This window comes from Nonomuraea zeae (genome assembly GCF_005889725.1).
Classification (GTDB): domain Bacteria; phylum Actinomycetota; class Actinomycetes; order Streptosporangiales; family Streptosporangiaceae; genus Nonomuraea; species Nonomuraea zeae.
In genome coordinates, this window is record NZ_VCKX01000072.1 from 15,363 (window position 1) to 36,422 (window position 21,060).

Annotated in this window: 16 protein-coding genes; 12 read left to right on the top strand and 4 right to left on the bottom strand. The window is 70.4% G+C overall.

Translation table 11 applies throughout. The features are described from left to right. Window positions 1-61 precede the first annotated feature (61 nt). Complete coding sequence (locus ETD85_RS23360; RefSeq protein WP_138691905.1) at window positions 62-817, top strand: SDR family NAD(P)-dependent oxidoreductase; 756 nt, start codon at window positions 62-64, stop codon at window positions 815-817. 28 nt (window positions 818-845) lie between these two features. Then, complete coding sequence (locus ETD85_RS23365) at window positions 846-1,559, top strand: substrate-binding domain-containing protein (protein ID WP_138691906.1); 714 nt, start codon at window positions 846-848, stop codon at window positions 1,557-1,559. 30 nt (window positions 1,560-1,589) lie between these two features. On the opposite strand, the gene ETD85_RS23370 is transcribed toward ETD85_RS23365, so the two are convergent. Beyond that, the gene (locus ETD85_RS23370; RefSeq protein ID WP_138691907.1) at window positions 1,590-1,889 is read right to left on the bottom strand and encodes a hypothetical protein; all 300 of its coding nucleotides are present in this window, start codon (window positions 1,887-1,889) and stop codon (window positions 1,590-1,592) included. Between the two features lie 118 nt (window positions 1,890-2,007). Here ETD85_RS23370 and ETD85_RS23375 point away from each other — a divergent pair, with 118 nt between their 5' ends. Next, entirely contained in the window at window positions 2,008-3,150 is a 1,143-nt protein-coding gene (locus ETD85_RS23375) for a DUF5685 family protein (RefSeq protein ID WP_138691908.1), read from the top strand. A 31-nt stretch (window positions 3,151-3,181) separates the two neighbouring features. Here the strand turns inward: ETD85_RS23375 and ETD85_RS23380 are convergent, their stop codons facing one another. Continuing rightward, window positions 3,182-4,357, bottom strand: a complete 1,176-nt coding sequence (locus tag ETD85_RS23380; protein WP_240779333.1) for an ROK family protein — start codon at window positions 4,355-4,357, stop codon at window positions 3,182-3,184. A gap of 116 nt (window positions 4,358-4,473) precedes the next feature. On the opposite strand from ETD85_RS23380, the gene ETD85_RS23385 reads away from it, so the two are divergent. From ETD85_RS23385 to ETD85_RS23425, 8 genes are all read left to right on the top strand, one after another. Beyond that, window positions 4,474-6,117 (top strand): beta-N-acetylhexosaminidase, encoded by a 1,644-nt coding sequence (locus tag ETD85_RS23385; protein WP_379507447.1) that lies wholly within the window; start codon window positions 4,474-4,476, stop codon window positions 6,115-6,117. A 22-nt stretch (window positions 6,118-6,139) separates the two neighbouring features. Beyond that, window positions 6,140-8,512, top strand: a complete 2,373-nt coding sequence (locus ETD85_RS23390) for a phospholipase D-like domain-containing protein (protein ID WP_138691910.1) — start codon at window positions 6,140-6,142, stop codon at window positions 8,510-8,512. A 139-nt stretch (window positions 8,513-8,651) separates the two neighbouring features. Further along, window positions 8,652-9,896: an ABC transporter substrate-binding protein gene (locus tag ETD85_RS23395; protein WP_138691911.1), complete on the top strand. Its 1,245-nt coding sequence runs from the start codon at window positions 8,652-8,654 to the stop codon at window positions 9,894-9,896. A gap of 3 nt (window positions 9,897-9,899) precedes the next feature. Continuing rightward, entirely contained in the window at window positions 9,900-10,829 is a 930-nt protein-coding gene (locus ETD85_RS23400; RefSeq protein ID WP_138691912.1) for a carbohydrate ABC transporter permease, read from the top strand. Continuing rightward, the gene (locus tag ETD85_RS23405; protein WP_138691913.1) at window positions 10,822-11,631 is read left to right on the top strand and encodes a carbohydrate ABC transporter permease; all 810 of its coding nucleotides are present in this window, start codon (window positions 10,822-10,824) and stop codon (window positions 11,629-11,631) included. Before ETD85_RS23400 ends, ETD85_RS23405 begins: the two co-directional genes overlap by 8 nt. A 30-nt stretch (window positions 11,632-11,661) precedes the next feature. After that, window positions 11,662-13,410 (top strand): bifunctional metallophosphatase/5'-nucleotidase, encoded by a 1,749-nt coding sequence (locus tag ETD85_RS23410; RefSeq protein WP_138691914.1) that lies wholly within the window; start codon window positions 11,662-11,664, stop codon window positions 13,408-13,410. A 212-nt stretch (window positions 13,411-13,622) separates the two neighbouring features. Beyond that, window positions 13,623-14,900 carry a discoidin/SUN/FTP domain-containing protein gene (locus tag ETD85_RS23420; RefSeq protein WP_206058483.1) on the top strand — a complete coding sequence of 426 codons (1,278 nt, stop codon included), beginning with the start codon at window positions 13,623-13,625 and terminating at the stop codon, window positions 14,898-14,900. Window positions 14,901-15,159: 259 nt separating this feature from the next. After that, window positions 15,160-15,492: a pyridoxamine 5'-phosphate oxidase family protein gene (locus ETD85_RS23425; protein ID WP_206058485.1), complete on the top strand. Its 333-nt coding sequence runs from the start codon at window positions 15,160-15,162 to the stop codon at window positions 15,490-15,492. Between the two features lie 234 nt (window positions 15,493-15,726). On the opposite strand, the gene ETD85_RS23435 is transcribed toward ETD85_RS23425, so the two are convergent. Together ETD85_RS23435 and ETD85_RS23440 are read right to left on the bottom strand one after the other, a co-directional pair. After that, window positions 15,727-17,712, bottom strand: a complete 1,986-nt coding sequence (locus tag ETD85_RS23435; RefSeq protein WP_206058488.1) for a putative Ig domain-containing protein — start codon at window positions 17,710-17,712, stop codon at window positions 15,727-15,729. A 248-nt stretch (window positions 17,713-17,960) separates the two neighbouring features. Beyond that, the gene (locus ETD85_RS23440; protein ID WP_138691915.1) at window positions 17,961-19,037 is read right to left on the bottom strand and encodes a LacI family DNA-binding transcriptional regulator; all 1,077 of its coding nucleotides are present in this window, start codon (window positions 19,035-19,037) and stop codon (window positions 17,961-17,963) included. 126 nt (window positions 19,038-19,163) lie between these two features. Between ETD85_RS23440 and ETD85_RS23445 the strand changes: the two genes are divergently transcribed. Beyond that, complete coding sequence (locus ETD85_RS23445; protein ID WP_138691916.1) at window positions 19,164-21,056, top strand: glycoside hydrolase family 127 protein; 1,893 nt, start codon at window positions 19,164-19,166, stop codon at window positions 21,054-21,056. The last annotated feature ends 4 nt before the right edge of the window (window positions 21,057-21,060 follow it).

Here is a 21,060-nt window from a genome sequence, read left to right on the forward strand (position 1 = left end):
ATTTGAACTGCTCCGGGCTGTCAGGCCGGCGGCCCGTGATGATGAGCAGGAGGTGGGGCCCGTGACCGGGGCGACCGGCAGGGTGGCGTTGGTGACAGGGGCCAGCAGCGGGATCGGTGCCGCCACCGCGCGCCTTCTCGCCGCGCGAGGGATGCGCGTGGTGGTCAACTACCTCCGCAGCGCCGCGGCGGCCGACGAGGTCGTGGCCGGCATCGAGGCCGCGGGTGGCCAGGCCATGGCCGTGCAGGCCGACGTGCGGGAAGCGGCGGCGGTCGAGACCATGGTCGAGCAGGTTCAGGCGGCATGGGGCGGCATCGACGTGCTCGTGCACAACGCGCTCATCCCGTTCGCGGTCAAGCCGTTCAAGGACATGACGTGGGACGAACTGGGCGGCAAGCTCGACGGCGAGATGCGTGCGGCGTTCGCGGTCACCAACGCGGTCCTGCCCGCGATGACCGGACAGGGCTGGGGGCGCATCATCTACATCAGCATCGGCCTCAGCCGCCAGCCTCGGCCAGGCATGGTCGCACTGGGCACGGCCAAGGCGGCATTGGTGCAGTTCGCCCGATTTCTCGCCCAGGAGCTGGGCCCGACGGGCGTCACGGTCAACATCGTCGAAGCCGGCCCCGTGGCGGACACCCGCATGGCGAGCGTGCTCGACCAGGAGCAGCAGCAGCGGCAGGTGGCCGCCACTCCTCTGGGCCGCCTGGCACTGCCTGCCGACGTCGCGCAGGCGGTCGCCTTCTACGCCGCCGAGGACAACGCCTTCATGACCGGCACCACGGCCGCGGTCAACGGCGGGATGTCCATGTACTGACGCCTCGACACGAGCAGGGAAAGCGTTCATGCACACGATCGATCTCGCCTACGTCGGGCGGGGCCTGCACGAGGAACTGGTCGCCTACGTCGCGGACCAGCAGGGCTACTACGCCGACGAGGGCGTCCACGTCGCGCTGCGCGACGGCTGCGACTGGGACGGCGAGCGGCTGGCGATACACGCTCCCCGCACCGCGCCCGGATGCTTCGCCCGGATCGTGCTGCGCCAGGCCGGACTCGACCCGGACCGCGACCTCCAGGCCATCTCGCGCCCGCCCGGCGACTACGGCATGGACCTGCGCCGGCTGCACGACGGCCGGATCGACGCCGCCCTGGTCGGCAGCACCATGGCACCGGAGGCGGTAGCCGCCGAGCACGGCTGGAACGTGCTGGCCTGGGTCGGCGACCACTTCCAGATCCCCACCGTAGGCGTGGCCGTCGACCCCACCCGCATCCACCCGGACGACCCCGCGGTGCAGGCCGTCATCCGGGCCCACCGGCGCGCCCTTCAGGTGATCCACGACGATCCCGACACCACGGTGCGGTACGTCCAGACGTTCCTCGGGCGGCACACCACGGACGAGGTCCGTGCACACTACGAGACGTTCATCGCACCGTACTTCACCACTGTCGGCCAGGCCGACCTCGCCGTCGGCGCCGCCGCGATCAGCGCGGTCGCGGCCGAGCTCGGCGTCCCCGGCACCCTCACCGCCGCCGAGTTCTACCGCACGGCCGCCCCCTAGCGAGGCCTTCCACGCCTCGTGAGGCGAGCCTCAGCGGCGCGTGCGGTTCAGCATGACCAGCCCGGCGATGAACGACCCGAGCAGGGCCGGCGACAGGACCGCGAGGGCACCCCACACGAAGAGGCCGAGATAGCCGAGCGCGGACGAACCGGACGTCGGGTCGGCGTCGGCGACCGCGAACAGCACCAGGCCGAGGACGACCCCGGCCACCGCGAGCGCGATCGGCGTCCACAGGAGCACGTGAGCCCACACACGGTACGTCCGGCTGTAGACACGTCGGGCCGACGGCGCGTTCGGCGGCGGCGGGGGATACCGGACGGATTCGGTCATGCCGCAATTTGTACCAGCTCGCAGGGCCCCGCACCCACCAGGGCCGGCCGGTGGTGTGCGGGGAGTATGAGGCGCCTGGTGCTACGGTTACCTCTCTAGTACGCACATAAGGGGACGTATGTTCGGCATTGTCCGCCCGTGTCAGCACGTCCTGTGCAAGGGGCTCTACGCGGACTGGATGGGTCATCTGTGCGGGCTCTGCCTGGCGCTCCGCGACGAGCACGGCCACCTGTCCCGGCTGGTGACCAACTACGACGGCCTGCTCGTGTCCGTCCTCACCGAGGCCCAGTCGTCCACGTCCGCGGCGCGCCGGAGAGCGGGCCCGTGCGCGCTACGCGGCTTCAAGGGCGCCGACGTGGTGGAGTCCGAGGGGGTACGGCTGGCGGCCTCGGTGTCGCTGCTCCTGGCGGCCGGCAAGGTGAGCGACCACGTGGCGGACCGGGACGGCGCGTACGCCCGCCGCCCGGTCGCCGCCGGCGCCACCCGCCTGGCCGGTCGCTGGTCCTCGGCAGGCACGGCCATGGCCGGCACGCTGGGGTTCGACCCCACCCCGCTGACGGCCGCGGCCGGTCGCCAGGCGCTCCTGGAACAGGTCCCCGCCCAGGCGCCCGGGGGGAGCGGCGCGGCGCCCGGGTTACGAGAGCTGACGGGGCCCACCGAGGACGCCGTGGCCGCCGCGTTCGCCCACACAGGGGTGCTCGCGGGGAGGCCGCACAACCGGGAGGCGCTGGAAGCGGCCGGTCGCGGATTCGGGAGGCTGGCACACCTGATCGACGCGGTGGAGGACCTGGCCGACGACCGCGCGTCCGGGGCGTACAACCCGCTGGTGGCCACCGGCACCGGCCTGGAGGAGGCGCGCCGCCACTGCGACGCCGCGCACGCCGACCTGCGCGCCGCCGTGGACGGGCTCGACCTGCCCAACCCCGGCCTGACGCGCGCCCTGCTGGTGCGGGAGACCGGCAGCGCCGTCTCCCGAGCCTTCGCCGTCGCCGGAACGCCCGGCACCGGCCACCCGCCCGGCGATCCCGGCGCGCCGCCGGGACGGCGGCCGCCGAAGCGGGACCCCGGCGGGCTGCTGTCGCTGGCGTGCGCCGCCCTGACCTGCTGCACGTGCGGCCTGTACCGGCCCGCCTGGGACGAGGAGCGCGATGGCTCCTTCTGCGCGCGCTTCGACTGCTCCGGCTGCGACTGCTGCAGTAACTGCTGCTCCTGCTGCCCGGGCGAGGACGGCTGCGGCTGCGACGGCTGCGGCTGCGACTGACTGCCGCGGGCCACGCTTGATATTTGGTGAACTACACCATTATTGGTAGGGGAGAGGCTGCGGACAACGGGCCGATCTCGGGGTTGAAGAGCATCTTGGACAGGTGCTCGACGCCGTAACACACGGCCCCGACCGCCACGCACTCGTCGCCGAGCACGGAGGCCCGCAACTCCGGAGTGCGCAGGCACATCGTCTCGAGCTCGCCCCTCAGCGGCTCGATGAGCACGTCGGCCGATCGGGAGAAGCCGCCGCCGAGCACCACCAGGTCGGGGTCCACGGTGAGGGCCATCGCGGTGGTGGCCAGCGCGAGCACCTTGACGTAGCGCAGGACGGCACGGCGCGCCTCGACGTCACCGCGCCTGGCGGCCTCGAACACCGCTCCGGCGACCGCGTCGGGCGGCGTGCCGGGCTCCACGGCGGGGACGGCCTGCAGAAGCTCGCCCACGTGACCGAGATTGAACAGCGGATGCACGCCGATCTCCCCCGCCGCACCTCCGCCGCCGCGCAGGGGGACTCCATCGAGTACGACGGCGGCTCCGGCCCGCCGGCCGACGTGCAGGAAGATCAGATTCCGGGTGTCGCGAGCGATGCCCCTGCGGCACTCCGCGAGCGCGGCGAGCCTGCTGTCGTTCTCCACGAGGACCGCGCAGCGGAGTCGCGCGCCGAGATGATCGGTCAGCGGCACGCTCGACCAGTCCCGGATGGCCCGCGAGAGTACGACGCGTCCCTCCAGGTCGACATAGCCCGTACTGCCCGCGACCGCGATCCAGACGTCGGCGGCGGCGGTGCCCGAGCCGGCCAGGCAGGCGTCGACGGCCCTGTCCACGGCGGCCAGCCGCTCGGCGCGCGGCTGCTCGGGGGTGACCGGCTCGCGCGTGGTGTGCAGGACGTTGCCGTCGAGGTCGGCCACGACGGCGAGCACCTTGTGCGCTCCTATGTCGAGCCCTATCACCCGGCCCGCCTCCGCGCGGAACCGGTAGCGGCGCGCGGGCCTGCCCTTCTCTCCGCCGCTCGGGTCCATCTGGGCCACCCAGCCCAGCTCCATCAGGTCCTTGACCACCACCTTGATGGTGGCTCTGGCCAGGTCGGCGCGCTCGGCGAGCCTGGTCAGCGTCGCCGGCCCTTCGGCGCGCAGGGCGGAGAGCGCCGCGAGCGCGTTGAGACGCCGGAGCCGCTGAAGGTCGCCGCCAGTCACGGGGAGCGTCACTGATAACCCTTCTTGACGAATCTTAATGGTGAACTCCATCATAAATGCTCATCGCACCGCGAAGTAAGCACTCCTCGCCGTCCCCGCCCCGCTCGTAGCGCGGGGTGATCCGCCGTATCCCGACCCCCGACCCCCAGGGACCTGTCTTGCTGCTGCCACGACCCGTTCACCTCACCCGAGACGGTACGGAACCCTTCGCCCTCACCACGGCCACAGTGATCGCCGCACCCCCCGAGCTCTCGCGGGTGGAAGGCTGGCTGCGGGCCGCGCTGTTCCCGGTGACCGGCCTGACGCTGCCGTCCGGAGTGCCGCAGCCAGGGGCGATCGAGTTCACCCTGGCGGCCGGGCTCGGCCACGAAGCCTATCGCCTGGCCGTACGGCCCGGCGGGGTGCGCATCGAGGCCGGGGACGCGGCCGGGGCGTTCTACGGCGCGCAGACCCTGCGCCAGTTGCTTCCGCCCGCGGCCTTCCGCAGCGGCGCGGTCGGCGAGACGGACTGGACCATCGCGCCGGTCACCATCGCCGACCGGCCGAGATTCCGGTGGCGTGGCTGCCTGATCGACGTGGCCAGGCACTTCCTGCCGAAGCCCGACCTGCTGCGGTACATCGACCTGCTGGCCGCGCACAAGCTCAACGTGCTGCATCTGCACCTCACCGACGACCAGGGCTGGCGCTTCGAGGTGACGGGCTATCCGAAGCTGACCGAAGTCGGCGCCTGGCGAAGGGAGAGCCCGCTGGGATCGCGCCGGCACGGCCTGTTCGACGGCCGCCCGCACGGTGGCTTCTACACCCAGGAGGACCTGCGCGAGATCGTGTCGTACGCGGCGGACCGGTTCGTCACCGTGGTGCCGGAGATCGAGCTGCCCGGGCACTCGCAGGCGGCCATCGCCGCCTATCCGGAGCTGGGCAACCTCGACGACCGGCTGGAGGTCGGCACCCAGTGGGGGGTATCCCCCAACGTGCTCAACGTCGAGGACACCACGCTCGCCTTCTACCGGGACGTGCTCGACCAGGTCATGGAGATCTTCCCGGGCGAGTACGTCTGCGTGGGCGGTGACGAGTGCCCCAAGGCGCAGTGGCGGGAGAGCCCGTCGGCCCAGCGGCGCATCCGCGAGCTCGGCCTGCGCGACGAGGAGGAGTTGCAGAGCTGGTTCGTCCGCCAGTTCGCCGAGCATCTGGCGGCCCGCGGGCGACGCCTGCTGGGGTGGGACGAGATCATCGAGGGGGGCCTGCCGCCGGGTGCGACCGTGGCGTCCTGGCGCGGCACGTACGGCGCGGTCGTGGCGGCCAGAGCCGGCCACGACGTGGTCACCTGCCCGTTCACCCAGCTCTACCTCGACTTCCGGCAGTCGGACCGGGCCGACGAGCCGATCCCGATCGGCAACGTGATCTCGCTGCGCGATGTCCATGCCTTCGAGCCGGTGCCGCCGGAGCTCACCGAGGCCGAGTCGAGCCGCGTGCTCGGCGCGCAGGCGAACCTCTGGACGGAGCACATCGACACGCCTCGCGCGCTCGACTACATGGCCTTCCCCCGGCTGTCGGCCTTCGCCGAGGTCGTGTGGAGCCCCCGAGGAGGTGACTTCGACGACTTCCGCGCGCGGCTGCGCCACCACGAGCGACGGCTCGCCGCGCTGGGCGTGGAGTACCGCAAAGAGACCGGGCCCGAGCCGTGGCAGACCCGGCCGGACGTCCGGGGCTGGCCGCGGGAGCTGGCTGAGACCGAGGCCGAGGTGTCGGCCTGGACCCGCAACATCCGATGAGACCTCAGTGAGAGAAGCGAGCATGATCAAACGCCTGTCCGTCATCCTGATCGGCTTATCCTGCCTGCTCGGCGTGATCACTCCGGCCCGGGCGGCGACTCCCCAGCTGTCGGCGCACTTCAGCAGGCCGAGCATCGACGGCACCCTCGACGGCTCCCTGCTGACGACGCTGCTGGGCCTGATCGACCTGGCCGCGCCGGGCTCCACCCTGCGGGTGGCGACCTATGTGCTGGAAATCGGGGCCGTCAAGGACAAGCTCGTGGCGGCGCACGAGCGCGATGTCGACGTACGGGTGGTGTCCGAGGGGTCCGGTCACAACCCGCTGCTCGACAGCCTGGCTGCCGCCGGCGTGCCGGTCACGCTCTGCGACATGGGCTGCAACGGCCCGGACACCGACATCAACCACCACAAGTTCTTCGTGTTCAGCAGGCTCACGGACGGCAGGACCGACGTGGTCGTGCAGAGCTCGCAGAACCTCGGCCCGCAGAACGGCCTCCACCAGAACATGCTGATCAGCTCGGGCGACGCCGGACTGGCCGAGGGCTACCGGCAGGCGTTCGACACGCTGGTCTCCCAGGTGCGGACATCGTGGCGGGCGCCGTTCACCTCCACCAGCGGAAAGGTCACGGTCTGGATGGAGCCCCGCGACACCACCTACGATCAGCACACCTACGGCAGCGCCGACCTGGTCGCGGCGATGATCCACGACGTGGGCTGCCCCGGCACGATCCGCCTGGTGCAGTCGCAGTTCGCCACTGACCGGCCGCTCGTCATCGGCGAGCTCAAGGCGAAGAAGCAGCAGGGGTGCACCGTCCAGGTGCTCGTCGCCGAGGGCAACCAGACCGTCGCGACCGCCCAGGAGCTCGCGAAGGGCGGGATCGTGGTGCACACCTTCAGGCCCGGCGGCTGCCACTACCCGGCCGGGGGCACCTGCGAGCCCGACGGCATCCACTCGAAGATCATCCTGGTGGACGGGCCGTCGGCGGCGGCCGGCGGCGCGACGCGGCGCTACGTCTACACCGGCTCCCACAACCTCAACAACGGCTCCCTCGCCGCCTCGGACGACTCGTTCGTCCGCGTCGACGACGCGGGGATCTACGCGGCGTACGACGCGGACTTCACCTCCATGCTGGACGAAGTGATCAAGTTCGTCCCCTCCGCCTTCCCCGGGGCCGCGCTCCAGATGGCCGCCAACGGCCCCGACGACCAGCGAGCACCCAGGGCGGCCGCCACGCGGGCCGGCTACACGGCTGTGACCTGGGAGGACGACCCGAATCGCGCCTCGGTGGACGGCACCGAGGTGTACGCGCGCATCTACCACGACGGGCAGCCGGTGACCGGTCCCGTGCGGGTCTCGATGGGCGGGGTCGGGTGCGCCACCGGCTGGAACCACGTGCAGCCGTCGGTCGGCGTCGACGACACGGGCAACGCCTACGTCGCCTGGGCCGAGGACGCCGACTGCCGGGGCGAGCACAACATCGCGGTACGGAGGCTCTCGCCGGGGGGCACCCTGAGCCCGGCCGTCTGGGCGAACGATCCGCAGTGGAGCGGCGACCAGACCAGGCCGAGGATCGCGGTTGGCGGCAACGGCGGGTTGACGGTGGCCTGGGAGGACGTACCGTCCGGGACCGTCCGGGCGGCCGGCTACTCCTCGCTGGCCTCGCGCGCCTTCGGGCCGCTCCAGGTGGGCGCGGGGGACCGGCCGGACGTGGCCGTCGACGGCGCGGGCACCGCGACCGTGGTCTGGCAGCAGGCGCCCGACGTGTACGGCAAGCGGATCTCGGCGGCGGGCGCGACCGTCGCGGCCGCCACGAAGATCAACACCAATACGGCCACCCAGCACCTGGCCCCCGCGGTGGCGACGACTCCGGCGGGCGACAGCGTCGTCGTCTGGAGCGACAACGTGGCGGTCACCGGGGGTGACGTGACGACCGTCTGGCGCGTGCGGATGCGGGGTCTCACCCCCTCCCTGGGGTCGAGGTTCGCGGAAAGCCCCGTCGCGTTCGGAAAGTACGCTCCGAACACGGTCTCCGACGGCGGCAAGGAGTACCCACCGCTCTGCGGGAAGGTGGCATCGGTGGACAAGTGCGCGGTCCAGGGGTCGCCGTCCATCGCCGTCGACGACACCGGGCGGTTCGTCGTCGGCTGGACCGAGTCCGACATCTGGCACAGCGGTCGTTCCTACGAGGTGTACGCCCGCGGATTCAACGCCGACGGGACGACGACCGGCCGCTTTCCCTGCGAGCGCATGAACCCGAACACGACCGGCAACCAGTCGGGGACCGCCGTCACCGCCGGCGGCACCGGATTCCAGCTGTTCTACGCCGAGGACTTCGACGTCAACGGATACAGCGACGTCGTGGCGAGGACCGGCTTCACCAACACCGGAGTCTGAGACGGGCGCGCCGGTAGCGCGGCGGCCGCCTGGACCCGTGCCGGGCGCGCCGCGAGCCGGGCCGGCGAGTGACCACTGACCACCACCCCCCTATGCCGTCTTCCGCCTTGCCGACGGCTTCTAGAGAGAAGGAACCCCTGTGCGCCTGCGTACGGCATTAGTCGCTGCCCTGGCCGTGGCTCTGACCGGTTGTGGCTCCGGTCCCGACACCACCACCAAGTCAGGAAAAATCACTATCAGCTATGCGATCTGGGAGAAGAACGACCAGGCCAGCACCCAGAAGATCATCGACGCCTTCCAGAAGAAGCATCCCGACGTCACGGTGAAGCTCGAGATCACCCCGTGGGACCAGTACTGGACCAAGCTCCAGACCGCGGCCACCGGCGGCGCGGCCCCCGACGTCTTCTGGATGAACAGCCTCAACGTCCGCCTGTACGCCAAGGGCGGCGTGATCGCCCCCATCGAGAACGCCGACGTCAGCGCCTTCCCGAAGGCGATCGTGGACGGCTACCGCTACGACGGCAAGCTGTACGGCATGCCGCGAGACGTCGGCATCCCCATGCTCTGGTACGACAAGGAGCTCTTCGACAAGGCCGGCGTCGCGTACCCGACCGCCGACTGGACCTGGGACGACCTCAGAGCCGCCGCCAAGAAGCTGACCGACCCGGCCAGGAAGCAGTACGGCCTGCTGGCCCCCATGTGGGACCAGGGCGGCTTCTACAACACGATGATTCAGGCCGGTGGCCACGTCATCTCCGCCGACGGCAAGAAGTCGGGCTTCGGCGAGCCCGGCTCCATCCAGGGCCTGGAGTTCTGGACCGACCTGATCAACAAGGACAAGGTCGCCCCACCCGCCGAGGTGACCACCGACACCGACCCCATGCAACTGTTCATGACCGGCAAGTACGCCATGTACTACGGCGGATCCTGGTTCGCCACCGCGTTCAAGGCCAACACCGAGCGTGGCGACAAGGTCGACGTGGCGCCCCTGCCCAAGGGGCCGGTGCAGGAGGGCATCATCCTGCTCGGCCTGGCCAACTCCGTCTCGGCCAAGAGCGAGCATCCTGCCGAGAGCGCGGAGTTCGCCGCGTTCATCTCCTCCGACGAGGCCGAGAAGATCCTCAGCGACTCCGGCGGCGCCTCGGTCTCCTCGCGGGCGGGCACCCAGGACGGCTGGTTCAAGTCCTTCCCGAACTACCACATGAAGGAGGCATTCGACGGCTCGATCCCGTACGGCGTGCCGTACCCCGTCTCCCTGAACACCGCCAAGTGGCAGGACGTGCAGAACAAGCTCCTGGCCGAGGCGTGGGCGGGCCGGCGGCCGGCCGCTGAGGCGGCCAGGGAGATCGCCACGCGGATGAACGAGATCCTGGCCGAGGAGTAGCCGATGCTGCCGACCGAGGAACGGGCCGCCGCCAGTGCGGTGGCCCGGCCGGGGCGGCGGTCGCGGCGCGACTGGCTCTGGGGCTATGGGCTGATCGCGCCCATGGCCCTCGGGCTGGCCGTGTTCTACCTGTGGCCGATCGTCCAGACGCTCTATCTCAGCTTCACCGAGTCCGGCATGTTCGGCGGGCAGACGTGGGTGGGGCTGGACAACTTCGCCGGCCTCTTCGGCGACGAGGAGATGCTCGGCGCGCTGCGCAACACGCTGCTCTACTCCGTGCTCGTGCTCATCGGGGTGCCGCTGTCGATCGTGGTCGCGGCGCTGCTCAACGTGCCGGGGTTGCGCGGGCTCGGCGTCTACCGCACGCTGTACTTCCTGCCGGTGGTCACCATGCCCGCGGCAGTCGGCCTGACCTGGCGCTACCTGTACAACGGCGACTTCGGACTGATCAACTACCTGCTCGGCCAGGCCGGGATCGACGGGCCCTATTGGGTGTCCGACCCCGAGTTCGCGATCTATGCGGTCGCGGTGGTCGGGATCTGGAGCTCGCTCGGGTACAACGCGGTGCTGTTCCTGGCCGGGCTGCAGGGCATCCCGAAGCACTATTACGAGGCCGCCGCGATCGACGGCGCGGGCAGGCTGCGGCAGTTCTTCCGCATCACGCTGCCGCTGCTCACGCCCACCACGTTCTTCGTCGTGGTGATCACGCTGATCAACGCTCTGCAGGTGTTCGACCTGGTCTACCTCATGATCGACACCAAGAGCCCGGCGCTGGCGGGCAGCCGTACGATCGTCTACTTCTTCTACGAGCAGGGGTTCGTGCAGAACAGCCGTGGCTACGCCGCCGCGATCGCGGTCGTCCTGCTGGCCCTGATCCTCGTGCTGACCGCCATCCAGTTCCGGCTGCAGAAGCGGTGGGTCCACTATGAGTAGACGCTGGATCGTGCACGCGGTCCTGCTCACCGGCGGCCTGATCATGATCATGCCGTTCGTCTGGCAGCTCGTGGTCTCGCTGCAGACGGTCACCGAGTCCATGCGGGTGCCGCCCACGCCGGCCCCCTCCTGGCAGTGGCACAACTTCGCCGACGTGTTCAGGACCGTGCCGCTCGGGCGGCAGTTCCTCAACACCGTGATCGTGACGGCGGCGGTGACGGCCGGGCAGCTGCTGCTGTGCTCGCTGGCGGCCTTCGCCTTCGCGCGGCTGGAGTTCCCCGGCCGGGGGCTGATCTTCCTGTTGTTCCTGGCCGTGCTGATGGTGCCGGGGGAGCTGTTCCTGCTGCCTCGGTACGAGATCATGCAGGGGCTCGGGTGGCTCAACACCCTCCAGGCGCTCATCGCTCCCGGAGTCTTCGGGGCCTTCGGCACCTTCCTGCTGCGGCAGTTCTTCAAGACGCTGCCCAGGGAGCTGGACGAGGCGGCGCGGCTGGATGGCGCCAACCCGCTGCAGATCTACTGGTGGATCATGCTGCCGCTGGTCCGGCCCGGGCTGCTGGCACTCGGCCTGCTGACCGTCATGTGGTCCTGGAGCAGCCTGCTCTGGCCGCTGGTGGTCAACACCGACCCGGAGATGATGACGCTCTCCGCCGGGCTGGCGTCGCTGCGCGGCCAGTACCTGACCAACTATCCGATCCTCTTCGCCGGGTCCGTCGTCGCCTCGCTGCCCGTGATCGTTCTCTTCGTGGTCATGCAGCGGCAGTTGATCGCCGGGATCGCGTTCACCGGCTCCAAGGGCTGATCCAGAACTTCCCCCTATTGAGGAGTCCTCATGAATTCCTTCCGCAAGTGGATGGTCGTCGCCTTAGGCGTCACTCTGGCCTCGACCGCCTCACCGGCGTGGGCCGAGCCGAAGCCCGTGGACGTGCAGCTGCTGTCCCTCACCGACTTCCACGGCTACATCACCCCGCAGAACAACGCCGCCGACGGCACGATCAAGGATCCGCAGGGGTCCACCCTGGTGGTGGGCGGCGCGCCGTACATAGCGTCGCATCTCGACAGGCTCAGGGAAGGGCACGAGAACACGGTCACGTTCTCGACCGGTGACAACTTCAGCGGCTGGCCCACCGAGGTGTCCTACCACGCGGACGAGCCCACGATCGAGTTCCTGAACAAGATCAAGCTGGACTTCACCGCGGTCGGCAACCACGAGCTGGACCGGTCGCTGGAGTTCCTGCGCGACCACATGGGCAAGGGCGAGTGTTTCGGCGAGATCGGGGTCGACAGCTGCTTCGCCGACTCCGACGGGCGGCGCTTCCACGGCGCCGACTTCGCCACCGCCACGGCCAACATCACCAGGAAGGGCGACACCCGCCCGGTGCTCCAGCCGTACGTGATCAAGCGCTTCCAGGGGGTCGCCGTAGGGTTCATCAACCTGACCACGCCCACCACGGTGGCCGGTTCCACCTCCTACCAGCCGTCGCTGGACAACCTGCCGCTGGTGGAGACGGCCGGCAAGTACGCCGCCATCCTCAAGCGGCGCGGCGTCAAGGCCATCGTCGCCAACGTGCACGAGGGCGGCCGGGCCGGCGACGACTACAACGGCTGCGCCGACCAGAAGACCGGGCCGATCTGGGACTTCGCCAAGAACGCCTCGCCCGACATCGACGTCATCGTCACGGGCCACTGGCACTGGTACTTCACCTGCTCGGTCCCCGACCCGGCCGGCAACCCCCGCCCGGTCGTCGAGGCCGCCAACCACGGCCGCCTCATCAACGAGATCAACCTGAAGATCGACCGCCGTACCCGTGACGTCATCAGGACCGAGACCACCGCGATCAACCACCCGGTGACCCGCGACGTCACCCCCGACCCCGCCATGGTGAAGATGGTCGACTACTGGAACGCCAAGCAGAAGGAGACCTACGCCAAGCCGTACGGGACCATCACCGGCGACCTCACCAGAACCCGGGACGCGACGGGGCAGAGCACGCTCGGCAACGCCGTGGCCGACGTGGAGTACTTCGACTCGCAGCAGACCGAGGGCGGCCGGGCCGACCTGGCTATGGTGGCCGTGGCGCCGGCCCAGGGCTCGAACTCGCTGCGCGGCGACCTGAGGTTCGCCAAGGGGACGAACCCCGCCGACAGTGACGGTCAGGTGCTCATGGGCGAGTCGTGGGCGGCGTGGGGTTACGCCAACCCGGTGCTCACGGTTTCCGTCCAGGGCTCCCAGCTCGAACGGGCCCTGGAGCAGCAGTGGCAGACGCAGGCCGACGGCAGCGTGAAGTTCGCGCCGCTGGCCGTGTCCAAGAACGTCCGCTTCGCCTACTCCCCGAACAGGCCCGCAGGAGACCGGATCAACCCCGCCGACGTGATCATCAACGGGCAGCCGCTGGACCTCGGCAGGACCTACCGGCTCGCCGCGCTGGCCTACACGCTGCTCGGCGCCGACGGCTACACCGCCTTCGCCGGGTACACGGACGCGGTGCGCGGCAGTCGCGACTACGAGGCCATGCGGGCCTACTTGCGGCAGGGGCCGCTGACCCCGCCCGCCCTGGACCGGGCGGTGCCGCTGCCGTAGGACTCCCGTGTGCGGGGGACTCGCCTCCCCCGCACACGGGGAGGCGAGCGCCGCGACTCGCCTTCGCCGGGATGACCACAAGAGAAGATGAAAGTTTCAGCGTGAACCCGCAGGTCGGCGATTCCACCGGCATGTGACATTTGACTGACGCTCCCGCCCGTGCGATCAAGTCTCGGCACGGACCGCGTCGCCTCATGAACGAGGACATCCAAATGTTAGCGCTACCAAAACGAGCGAAACGCCTGGTCATCCTGCTATCCGCGCTGCTCATCGGCTCCCTGCTGCTCCCCGTCCAGAACGCCCTGGCCGACACGAACGTGGCCGGGAGCGCCACCCCGTCGGCCTCGTACACCTCGCCGTGGGAGAGCATCGCGGCGATCAACGACGGCATCGACCCGCCCGGCTCGAACGACACCGTCAACCGCCGCTGGGGCACCTGGCCCAACACCGGCACCCAGTGGGCCGAGCTGACCTGGGCCGCGACCCAGACGCTCAAGTCGGCCGACGTGTACTTCTTCGACGACGGCGGCGGTGTCCGCCTACCGGCGTCCTGGAAACTGCAGTATTGGACCGGCAGCGCCTACGCCGACATCCCCGGCACCTACCCGACGGCACTCAACGCCTACAACAAGGTCACCTTCAGCACGGCGGTGAGCACCACCCGCCTCCGGGCCGTCCTGCAGAGCGGAGCGGGCTCGGTCGGGCTGCTGGAGATGAAGGCGTTCATCGCCGATCCCCCCGGCGGCGGCTCGGGCTGGAGCCCGCCCGCCAACCTCGTCACCCCGCTGAACGAGGTCTGGCAGCACGTCGAGAGCACCTACCCCAACCTGTACGGCTTCCGTAACTACGGCTGGGACCAGGTCATGGCCAACGGCGGCTCGATCAACTACTGCGTCCGGTGGGACACCACCGCCACCGTGACGGCGGCCCAGCGCGACCAGATCCACGCCACGCTGGCCCGCCAGTTCAAGAAGTGGATGGATCTCATGGCCGGTCACAACGGCTGGCCGTACGCGAGCGTGCCGGTCAAGGTGGTCGGCTGGGCCGTACGCGACCGGGCCCAGCTCCAGTGGAGTGACAACTCCGTCGACATCTACGTGAACAACATCAGGGAGAACGCCCCGCAGTGCTCCGAGCCGTGCGGCCGATTCTTCAACCAGAGCGGCAACTACCCGAACTGCCCGGGCGGCGCGTCCCACCACTACGACATGTCGCTCTGGCTGACCGCGGGCTTCGGCGGCGGCGCGGGCGGTGACTGGGGGCAGCGCATCGGCAGCGAGTACTACATGTCCAACCTCAACACCGACAACGTGCACATCCTGTTGCACGAGATGGGCCACTCGTTCGGGCTGGACGACTTCTACGACTGGACCCCGACGGGGGTGTGCTGCTTCCTGATGAAGGCGGGCAGCGCGTCGTCGATCACGGACTTCGACGCCTGGATGTTCCGCGACTGGTGGCGGCACCTGAAGAGCCGTTACGGCCTCTGACCGGCCAGGCCGTCCGCGGCACCTCTGTCAGGAGAAGTGCCGCGGGCGGCCGGCGCGGGGGTGCCGGGTCCGGTCTTCGATCGGGCCCGGCACGGCGGCCGTCCCGGCCGGAGCTGGGTGGCTTACCAGGCCGGGGCGGTCCCGCGTGGCTTCGAGCGGCATCGGGCCTCGAAGCGACCGGCCCGGATCACGCGCGGGCCCCCTGCGATGAGTTCCCGGCCCTCCTCGGGTCTGCACCACGACGCTACGAGGAGGACCCGTGACATTGGACGAGCTCGCCAGGCACATCATCGACACCAACCGGTACATGGCGCTGGCCACCGCGGACCCGGACGGGCGGCCGCGCGTGTCGCCCGTCTACTTGATCGCCACCGCGGAACGGCTGCCGGACGCCGAGATCGGCCGGCACGCCGCCGTGGCCTGCCGCGCCCGGTTCCCCGAGCAGCAGGACTTCCCCGTGGACGAGCTCCGCCCGCCCGGGCCGCTCCGCCTCTACCGGGCCCGCGTCACCGAACACTCCGTGCACATCAGGGGCAGCGACCCGGTCCACGGCAAGGGGATCGACTCCCGGCTCGTGGTGTCCCTGGGCTGACGCGCTCCGCGCCGGAGCGGGAGACCTTAGGGGCGGCGGCGGTTGGCGAGCCGGACGGCGGCGTAGACCACCACGCCCACGAGGAGGAGGAACACGATCGGGATCAGGATGATCTCCGCTATGCCGAGGTTCATGACGTGAAGGTAACCGGCGGACGTTGACGCCCGGTTGCCGATCACTTGAAGGCGCGCGCCGCATCAGCGGGCGCGCGCCTTCACGAGGTCGTGGCCGGTGTCAGGCGTAGGCCTTCACTTCGAGCAGCCCGACCGAGCCTGCCCCGCTCTGCAGGACGGCCCGGAGGCGGGTGGTGCTCACCGCCGTGCTGAAGGTGACCTTGTTGTAGGCGTTGAGTGCCGTCGGGTAGGTGCCGGGGATGTCGGCGTAGGCGCTGCCGGTCCAATACTGCAGTTTCCAGGACGCCGGTAGGCGGACACCGCCGCCGTCGTCGAAGAAGTACACGTCGGCCGACTTGAGCGTCTGGGTCGCGGCCCAGGTCAGCTCGGCCCACTGGGTGCCGGTGTTGGGCCAGGTGCCCCAGCGGCGGTTGACGGTGTCGTTCGAGCCGGGCGGGTCGATGCCGTCGTTGATCGCCGCGATGCTCTCCCACGGCGAGGTGTACGAGGCCGACGGGGTGGCGCTCCCGGCCACGTTCTGCGGGGTGCCGCCGCCCCCGACAGTGAGCTGGAACGTCCTGGTCACCGGCGTGCTCAGCCGGTCGTAGTCCCGCAACTGCACGGTGAAGGAGGACGTGCCCGCCGCCGCGGGGGTGCCGCTGATCGTGCCGGTGAACCGGTCGAGGGTGAGGCCCGCGGGCAGGGAGCCGCCGGTGACCTGCCAGTCGTAGAAGGGCACGCCGCCCTTGGCCGCCAGCGCCTGCTGGTAGGCGGTGCCCGGCGTGGCCGACGGCAGCGAGGTGGTGACGATGGACGGGGGCAGGAACGGGGTGAGGTTGCGGTTCAGCTTCCAGCCCGCGTTCTCGGCCACCAGCAGGGCCAGCTTGGTCAGCATCCATCTGCGGGTCGGGAACAGGTGGGTCCAGCCGCCGCTCTGGCCGCTGAGCCGGTCCCAGTAACGCTGCTCGCCCGGGATGTGGTAACTGCTGTCGAGGGGGACCGGATAGCCCTGGTACGCGGTGACGTCGGGGTCGTTGCCGCCGCCCGACACGTAGGAGCGCATCCCGGCCCAGTCGCTGTGGAAGGCGACGGCGTGGCCGTACTCGTGCATGACGAGACCGTGGACGTCGAGCACCGAGCCGGCGATCTCCGTCTTGTACCAGTCCTCGTCGGCCAGCGAGGTGAAGAGCTGCTTGCCGGCCTCGTCGTACTCGAAGATCATCGCGGTGGACCGGTGCAGGGGGCCCGCGAGCTGCTGGCCGCCCCTCGTGCTGTAGCGGCCGTTGGCGGCGGGGTAGCCGGTCGAGTACGGGGTCTGGATGCCGCGGAAGAAGACGTACATGCCCGTGTAGGCGGCGTTGTTGGTGACCGTGATCGTGTTCTGCCAGTCGTTGCCCGGCAGGTGGTTGGTCTCCGCGCCGGCCGCGACCGAGTCGAAGGGCGCCATGTCGAAGAACCGGAACCAGTCCTTGACGGCCTCCTCCGCGGCGGTCCTGAACGCCGGGGCGGAGAAGTAGCCGGTGATCGTGTCGTAGCGGTAGTCGAAGGCGATCGGCAGGCTCGGCTGGAGCTCGGTCTTCTCGTCCTGCTGCACCCTGATCGGCATCGACTGCTGGTACGTCGCTCCGCCCGCGTCCCTGATCGACAGTCGCAGCGTGTAACTTTCATCCGGCCCCGGGCCCCGCTTGGAGTGGATCGCCAGCCGGAAGAGCTTCTGCTCGGTCGCCGAGGCGAACGTCAGCGTCTTGGTCGCGCCCGTGGCGGTGAGCTGGCTGGGCAGGTCCATCATCAGCCTGGACGTGCCCTCGGCCTTGAGGTCCACGGTGACGGGATAGCGCAGCTCGGGCGGGGGTTTGACGGTCAGCTCGACGTACGGGTTCGCGAGGTAGCCCTGCCAGTCCACCAGCTTGACGCCGTAGTCGTTGACGGTCCGGCCGAACATGTCCACGACCTGTGCGATCGGGGCGGCGGCGTGCGCGGCCTGCGGCACGCCGGTGAGTAAGCCGGTGAGCAGGGAGCTGAGTAAGGAGGTGAGTAAGACTGCCGCGAGGGTCACTCGCCTGGCGCCCCTGGCGGCTCTCGGGGCGGGGCGGCGTCCTTGGTCCATCCGGACTCCTCTGGGGATGAGGATGGGAATAGCTTTTCCCAGGCGCACAGTAAGGTGTTACACAGCACTGGTCAACCTTCGGCTGCAACGGCCCGCACGCCGATTGCAAACGTCCCTCGGGGCCCCGCTCCGCCGCTCGGTGTGGCGGCCGTGCGCGGCGGCCGTGCGTTCGGCCCGCCGCTCGGGGCTCCGGGCGACAGGCCCGTGCGGAGGGCGGGCTGCGCGTTGGCCTGTGGCGGGCCGGGGGTTCAGCTCTGGGGGGCCGCGCGCCGTGTCGACTCGCGCAGGACCAGGCCGGCGGGCACGATCGTCACCCCGCCGGAAGAGCCGCCGTCAGGAGACCCGGCGGCAGGGGGCCGGCTGCCGGCGGTGCCCGCGATCATGTCCAGCAGGTGCGTGGCGGCCAGCCGGCCGATCTCGCCCAGGTTCATGTCCACCGTGGTCAGCGGCGGCCGGCACCCCAGCGCCATCGGCTCCCAGTTGTCGAACCCGACCAGCGCCACGTCCTCGGGCACCCGCCGCCCCCGCTCGCGCAGCGTCTCCGCCACGCCCCTCGCGATCTGGTCGCTGCCGCAGAAGACCGCGTCCACGTCGGGCGCCGTGTGCAGCAGGACGTCGGCGCCCTGCCGGCCCCACTCCTCGCTCCACTGCCCGAACAGCACCTCGCCCGCCGGCTCCAGCCCGGCCGCCGCCAGCTCCGTGGTCAGCCCGTGGGCCCGCCTGCGCGCGGCCTGGAACCGCTGCGGGCCCGTGACGTGCCCGATCCGGGTGCGCCCGGTCGCCAGCAGGTGGCGGGCGGCCAGCGCGCCGCCGCCCTCGTCGTCGGGGATGATCGACACGTCCGACTCGTCGGTGGACTGCGTCATGGCGTACACGACGGGCACGGGCAGGTCGCGGCCGATGCCGGGGCGCGGCTCCGTGCGCCGGCCGGTGACGATGATGCCCTCGACCCGCCTGGCCAGCAGGCGCTCGACGTAGTGGCGTTCCCTGATCGGGTCGTCACGCGTGTCGCACATGAACACCGAAATCTGCCCGGCCCCGAGCGCGTCCTCGGCGCCCAGCATCACCGGGATGCTGAAGCGCCCGAAGCTGTCGCCCGTGACCAGGCCGACCGTGTAGGTGCGGCCGGCCAGCAGGCCCTGCGCGAGCGGGTTGGGCCGGAACCCGAGCCGCTCCGCGGCGGCGAGCACCCGGTCGCGGGTCTCGGCACGCATCCGCCCGCGGCCGTTGAGCGCCTTGGACGCGGTGCCGATCGAGACGTCGGCCGCCGCCGCGACGTCCCTGATGGTGACCGCTTTCGCGATCCCTCCGGAAAGGCTGGCCAACCGTTTCCCCTTTCGCGGTCACACCCTAGTGCGCACAGTCACCCTATTGACCAGTGATGTATCACACCCTACTCTCCGGGGTGAGAAAACCTATTCTCAAGTTTTCTCACCAGGGTGAGGAGCTCGATGGAACAGATCCTTGGTCCCGCCGTTCCGTCCCCCCGGGCGGTGTTGCGGCCGATCGGCATTCACGACGTGGTCATCACCGGCGGCCCCTTCGCCCGGTGGCAGCGGATCAACTACGAGGCGAGCATCCCCCTGGGGCTGGAGCAGATGGAACGCTCGGGCGCGCTGCCGAACCTCCGGCGGGCGGGGGGTGAGGGCGAAGGTCCCTTCCAGGGCTACCGGTTCCAGGATTCCGATCTCTACAAGCAGCTCGAAGCCATCGCCTGGGAGCACGTCCGCGCTCCGCAGGCCCGATACGCGGAGTTCGCCGATCAGGCGGCGGCCGTCCTGGAGCGGGCGCAGCGGCCCGACGGGTATCTCAACTCCCACTACCAGGTCGTCAAGCCGGACAAGATCTACACCGAGCTCGAGTACAGCCACGAGATGTACTGCGCGGGCCACCTGTTCCAGGCGGCGGTGGCGGCGGCGCGGGCCGGGATCGGCGACGGGCTGCTCCAGGTCGCCAGGCGCTTCGCCGACCACCTCGTGGAGGTGTTCCTGACCGGCGGGAACGACGCCATCGACGGCCACGCGGAGATCGAGACCGCGCTGGTCGAGCTGTACCGGCTGACCGGCGAGCGCTCCTACCTGGAGCTGGCCGGCAAGCTGATCGACAACCGGGGCAAGGGCCTGATCGCCGACACCGGCATGGGCGGCCTGTACGCCCAGGACCACCTGCCGGTACGCGAGGCCGGCACCCCGGTCGGGCACGCCGTGCGCCAGCTCTACCTGGAGTCCGGCATCGTGGACGTCTACCTGGAGACGGGCGACGAGTCGCTGCTGGAGTGCTCGGTGCGCCGGTGGGAGGACCTGGTCGAGACCAAGACCTACATCACCGGCGGCCACGGCTCGCGCCACGACGGCGAGGCGTTCGGCGAGCGCTACGAGCTGCCGCCCGACCGCGCCTACAGCGAGAGCTGCGCGGCCATCGCGAGCGTGCACTGGAACTGGCGGCTGCTGCTGGCCACCGGCCAGGGCCGGTACGCGGACCTGATCGAGCGCACGCTGCACAACGCCTTCGCCGCCTCCACCTCGGCCGACGGCCTGCGCTTCTTCTACGTCAACCCGCTCCAGCGCCGTGACGACCTGGTCGAGGATGCCTATCTCGGGCGGCGCAGGGAGTGGTTCGCGTGCGCCTGCTGCCCGCCGAACATCATGCGGCTGGTGGCCTCGCTCGGCGGCTACGTCGCCACCACCACGGAAACGGGGCTCCAGCTCCACCAGTACGTCCCCGGCGCCGTCAGCGCGGCCGGGGCGCGGTTGCGGATCGAGACCGCCTACCCGTGGGACGGCCAGATCCGCGTCACCGTGGAGGAGGCGCCGCAGGGCGAATGGGAGCTCGCCCTGCGCGTCCCCGCCTGGAGCGAGTCCACGTACGCCGCGTTCTCCTGGACCGGGGACGACCGCGCGATCCGAGCCGCCGAAGACGGATATTTCCGTATCCGTCGCCACTGGCGGGAGGGGGAGACGGTCGAGCTGCGCCTCGACCTGACCCCGAGGCTCACCTACCCCCACCGCAAGATCGACGCGGTCAGAGGATGCGCGGCGGTCGAGCGCGGCCCGCTCGTCTACTGCTTCGAGCAGGCCGGCCAGCCCGAGGGCGTCGAGGTGGACGACCTCGCCCTGAGCCCCGGGGCCCCGCTGCGCGTGCGCGCCGTGGACGACCTCGAAGGCGTCGGGCGCACCGTCCTGATCGAGACCGACGCCGCCGCCGTGGACCAGCCGCGCGGCGGCCTGCCGTACACCAGCAAGCCCTTGGCGACCAGCACCCGCGTGACCGCGACGGCCATCCCGTACTTCCAGTGGGACAACCGCGGCGGTGGCGCGATGCGGGTCTGGATCCCCCTCGCGTAAGGAA

Bases quoted from the DNA above. Each gene is read 5' to 3' on its own strand.
- ETD85_RS23365 (WP_138691906.1), top strand. From the start codon at position 846: ATGCACACGATCGATCTCGCCTACGTCGGGCGGGGCCTGCACGAGGAA.
- ETD85_RS23370 (WP_138691907.1), bottom strand. From the start codon at position 1,889: ATGACCGAATCCGTCCGGTATCCCCCGCCGCCGCCGAACGCGCCGTCG.
- ETD85_RS23375 (WP_138691908.1), top strand. From the start codon at position 2,008: ATGTTCGGCATTGTCCGCCCGTGTCAGCACGTCCTGTGCAAGGGGCTC.
- ETD85_RS23390 (WP_138691910.1), top strand. From the start codon at position 6,140: ATGATCAAACGCCTGTCCGTCATCCTGATCGGCTTATCCTGCCTGCTC.
- ETD85_RS23400 (WP_138691912.1), top strand. From the start codon at position 9,900: ATGCTGCCGACCGAGGAACGGGCCGCCGCCAGTGCGGTGGCCCGGCCG.
- ETD85_RS23405 (WP_138691913.1), top strand. From the start codon at position 10,822: ATGAGTAGACGCTGGATCGTGCACGCGGTCCTGCTCACCGGCGGCCTG.
- ETD85_RS23410 (WP_138691914.1), top strand. From the start codon at position 11,662: ATGAATTCCTTCCGCAAGTGGATGGTCGTCGCCTTAGGCGTCACTCTG.
- ETD85_RS23420 (WP_206058483.1), top strand. From the start codon at position 13,623: ATGTTAGCGCTACCAAAACGAGCGAAACGCCTGGTCATCCTGCTATCC.
- ETD85_RS23435 (WP_206058488.1), bottom strand. From the start codon at position 17,712: ATGGACCAAGGACGCCGCCCCGCCCCGAGAGCCGCCAGGGGCGCCAGG.
- ETD85_RS23445 (WP_138691916.1), top strand. From the start codon at position 19,164: ATGGAACAGATCCTTGGTCCCGCCGTTCCGTCCCCCCGGGCGGTGTTG.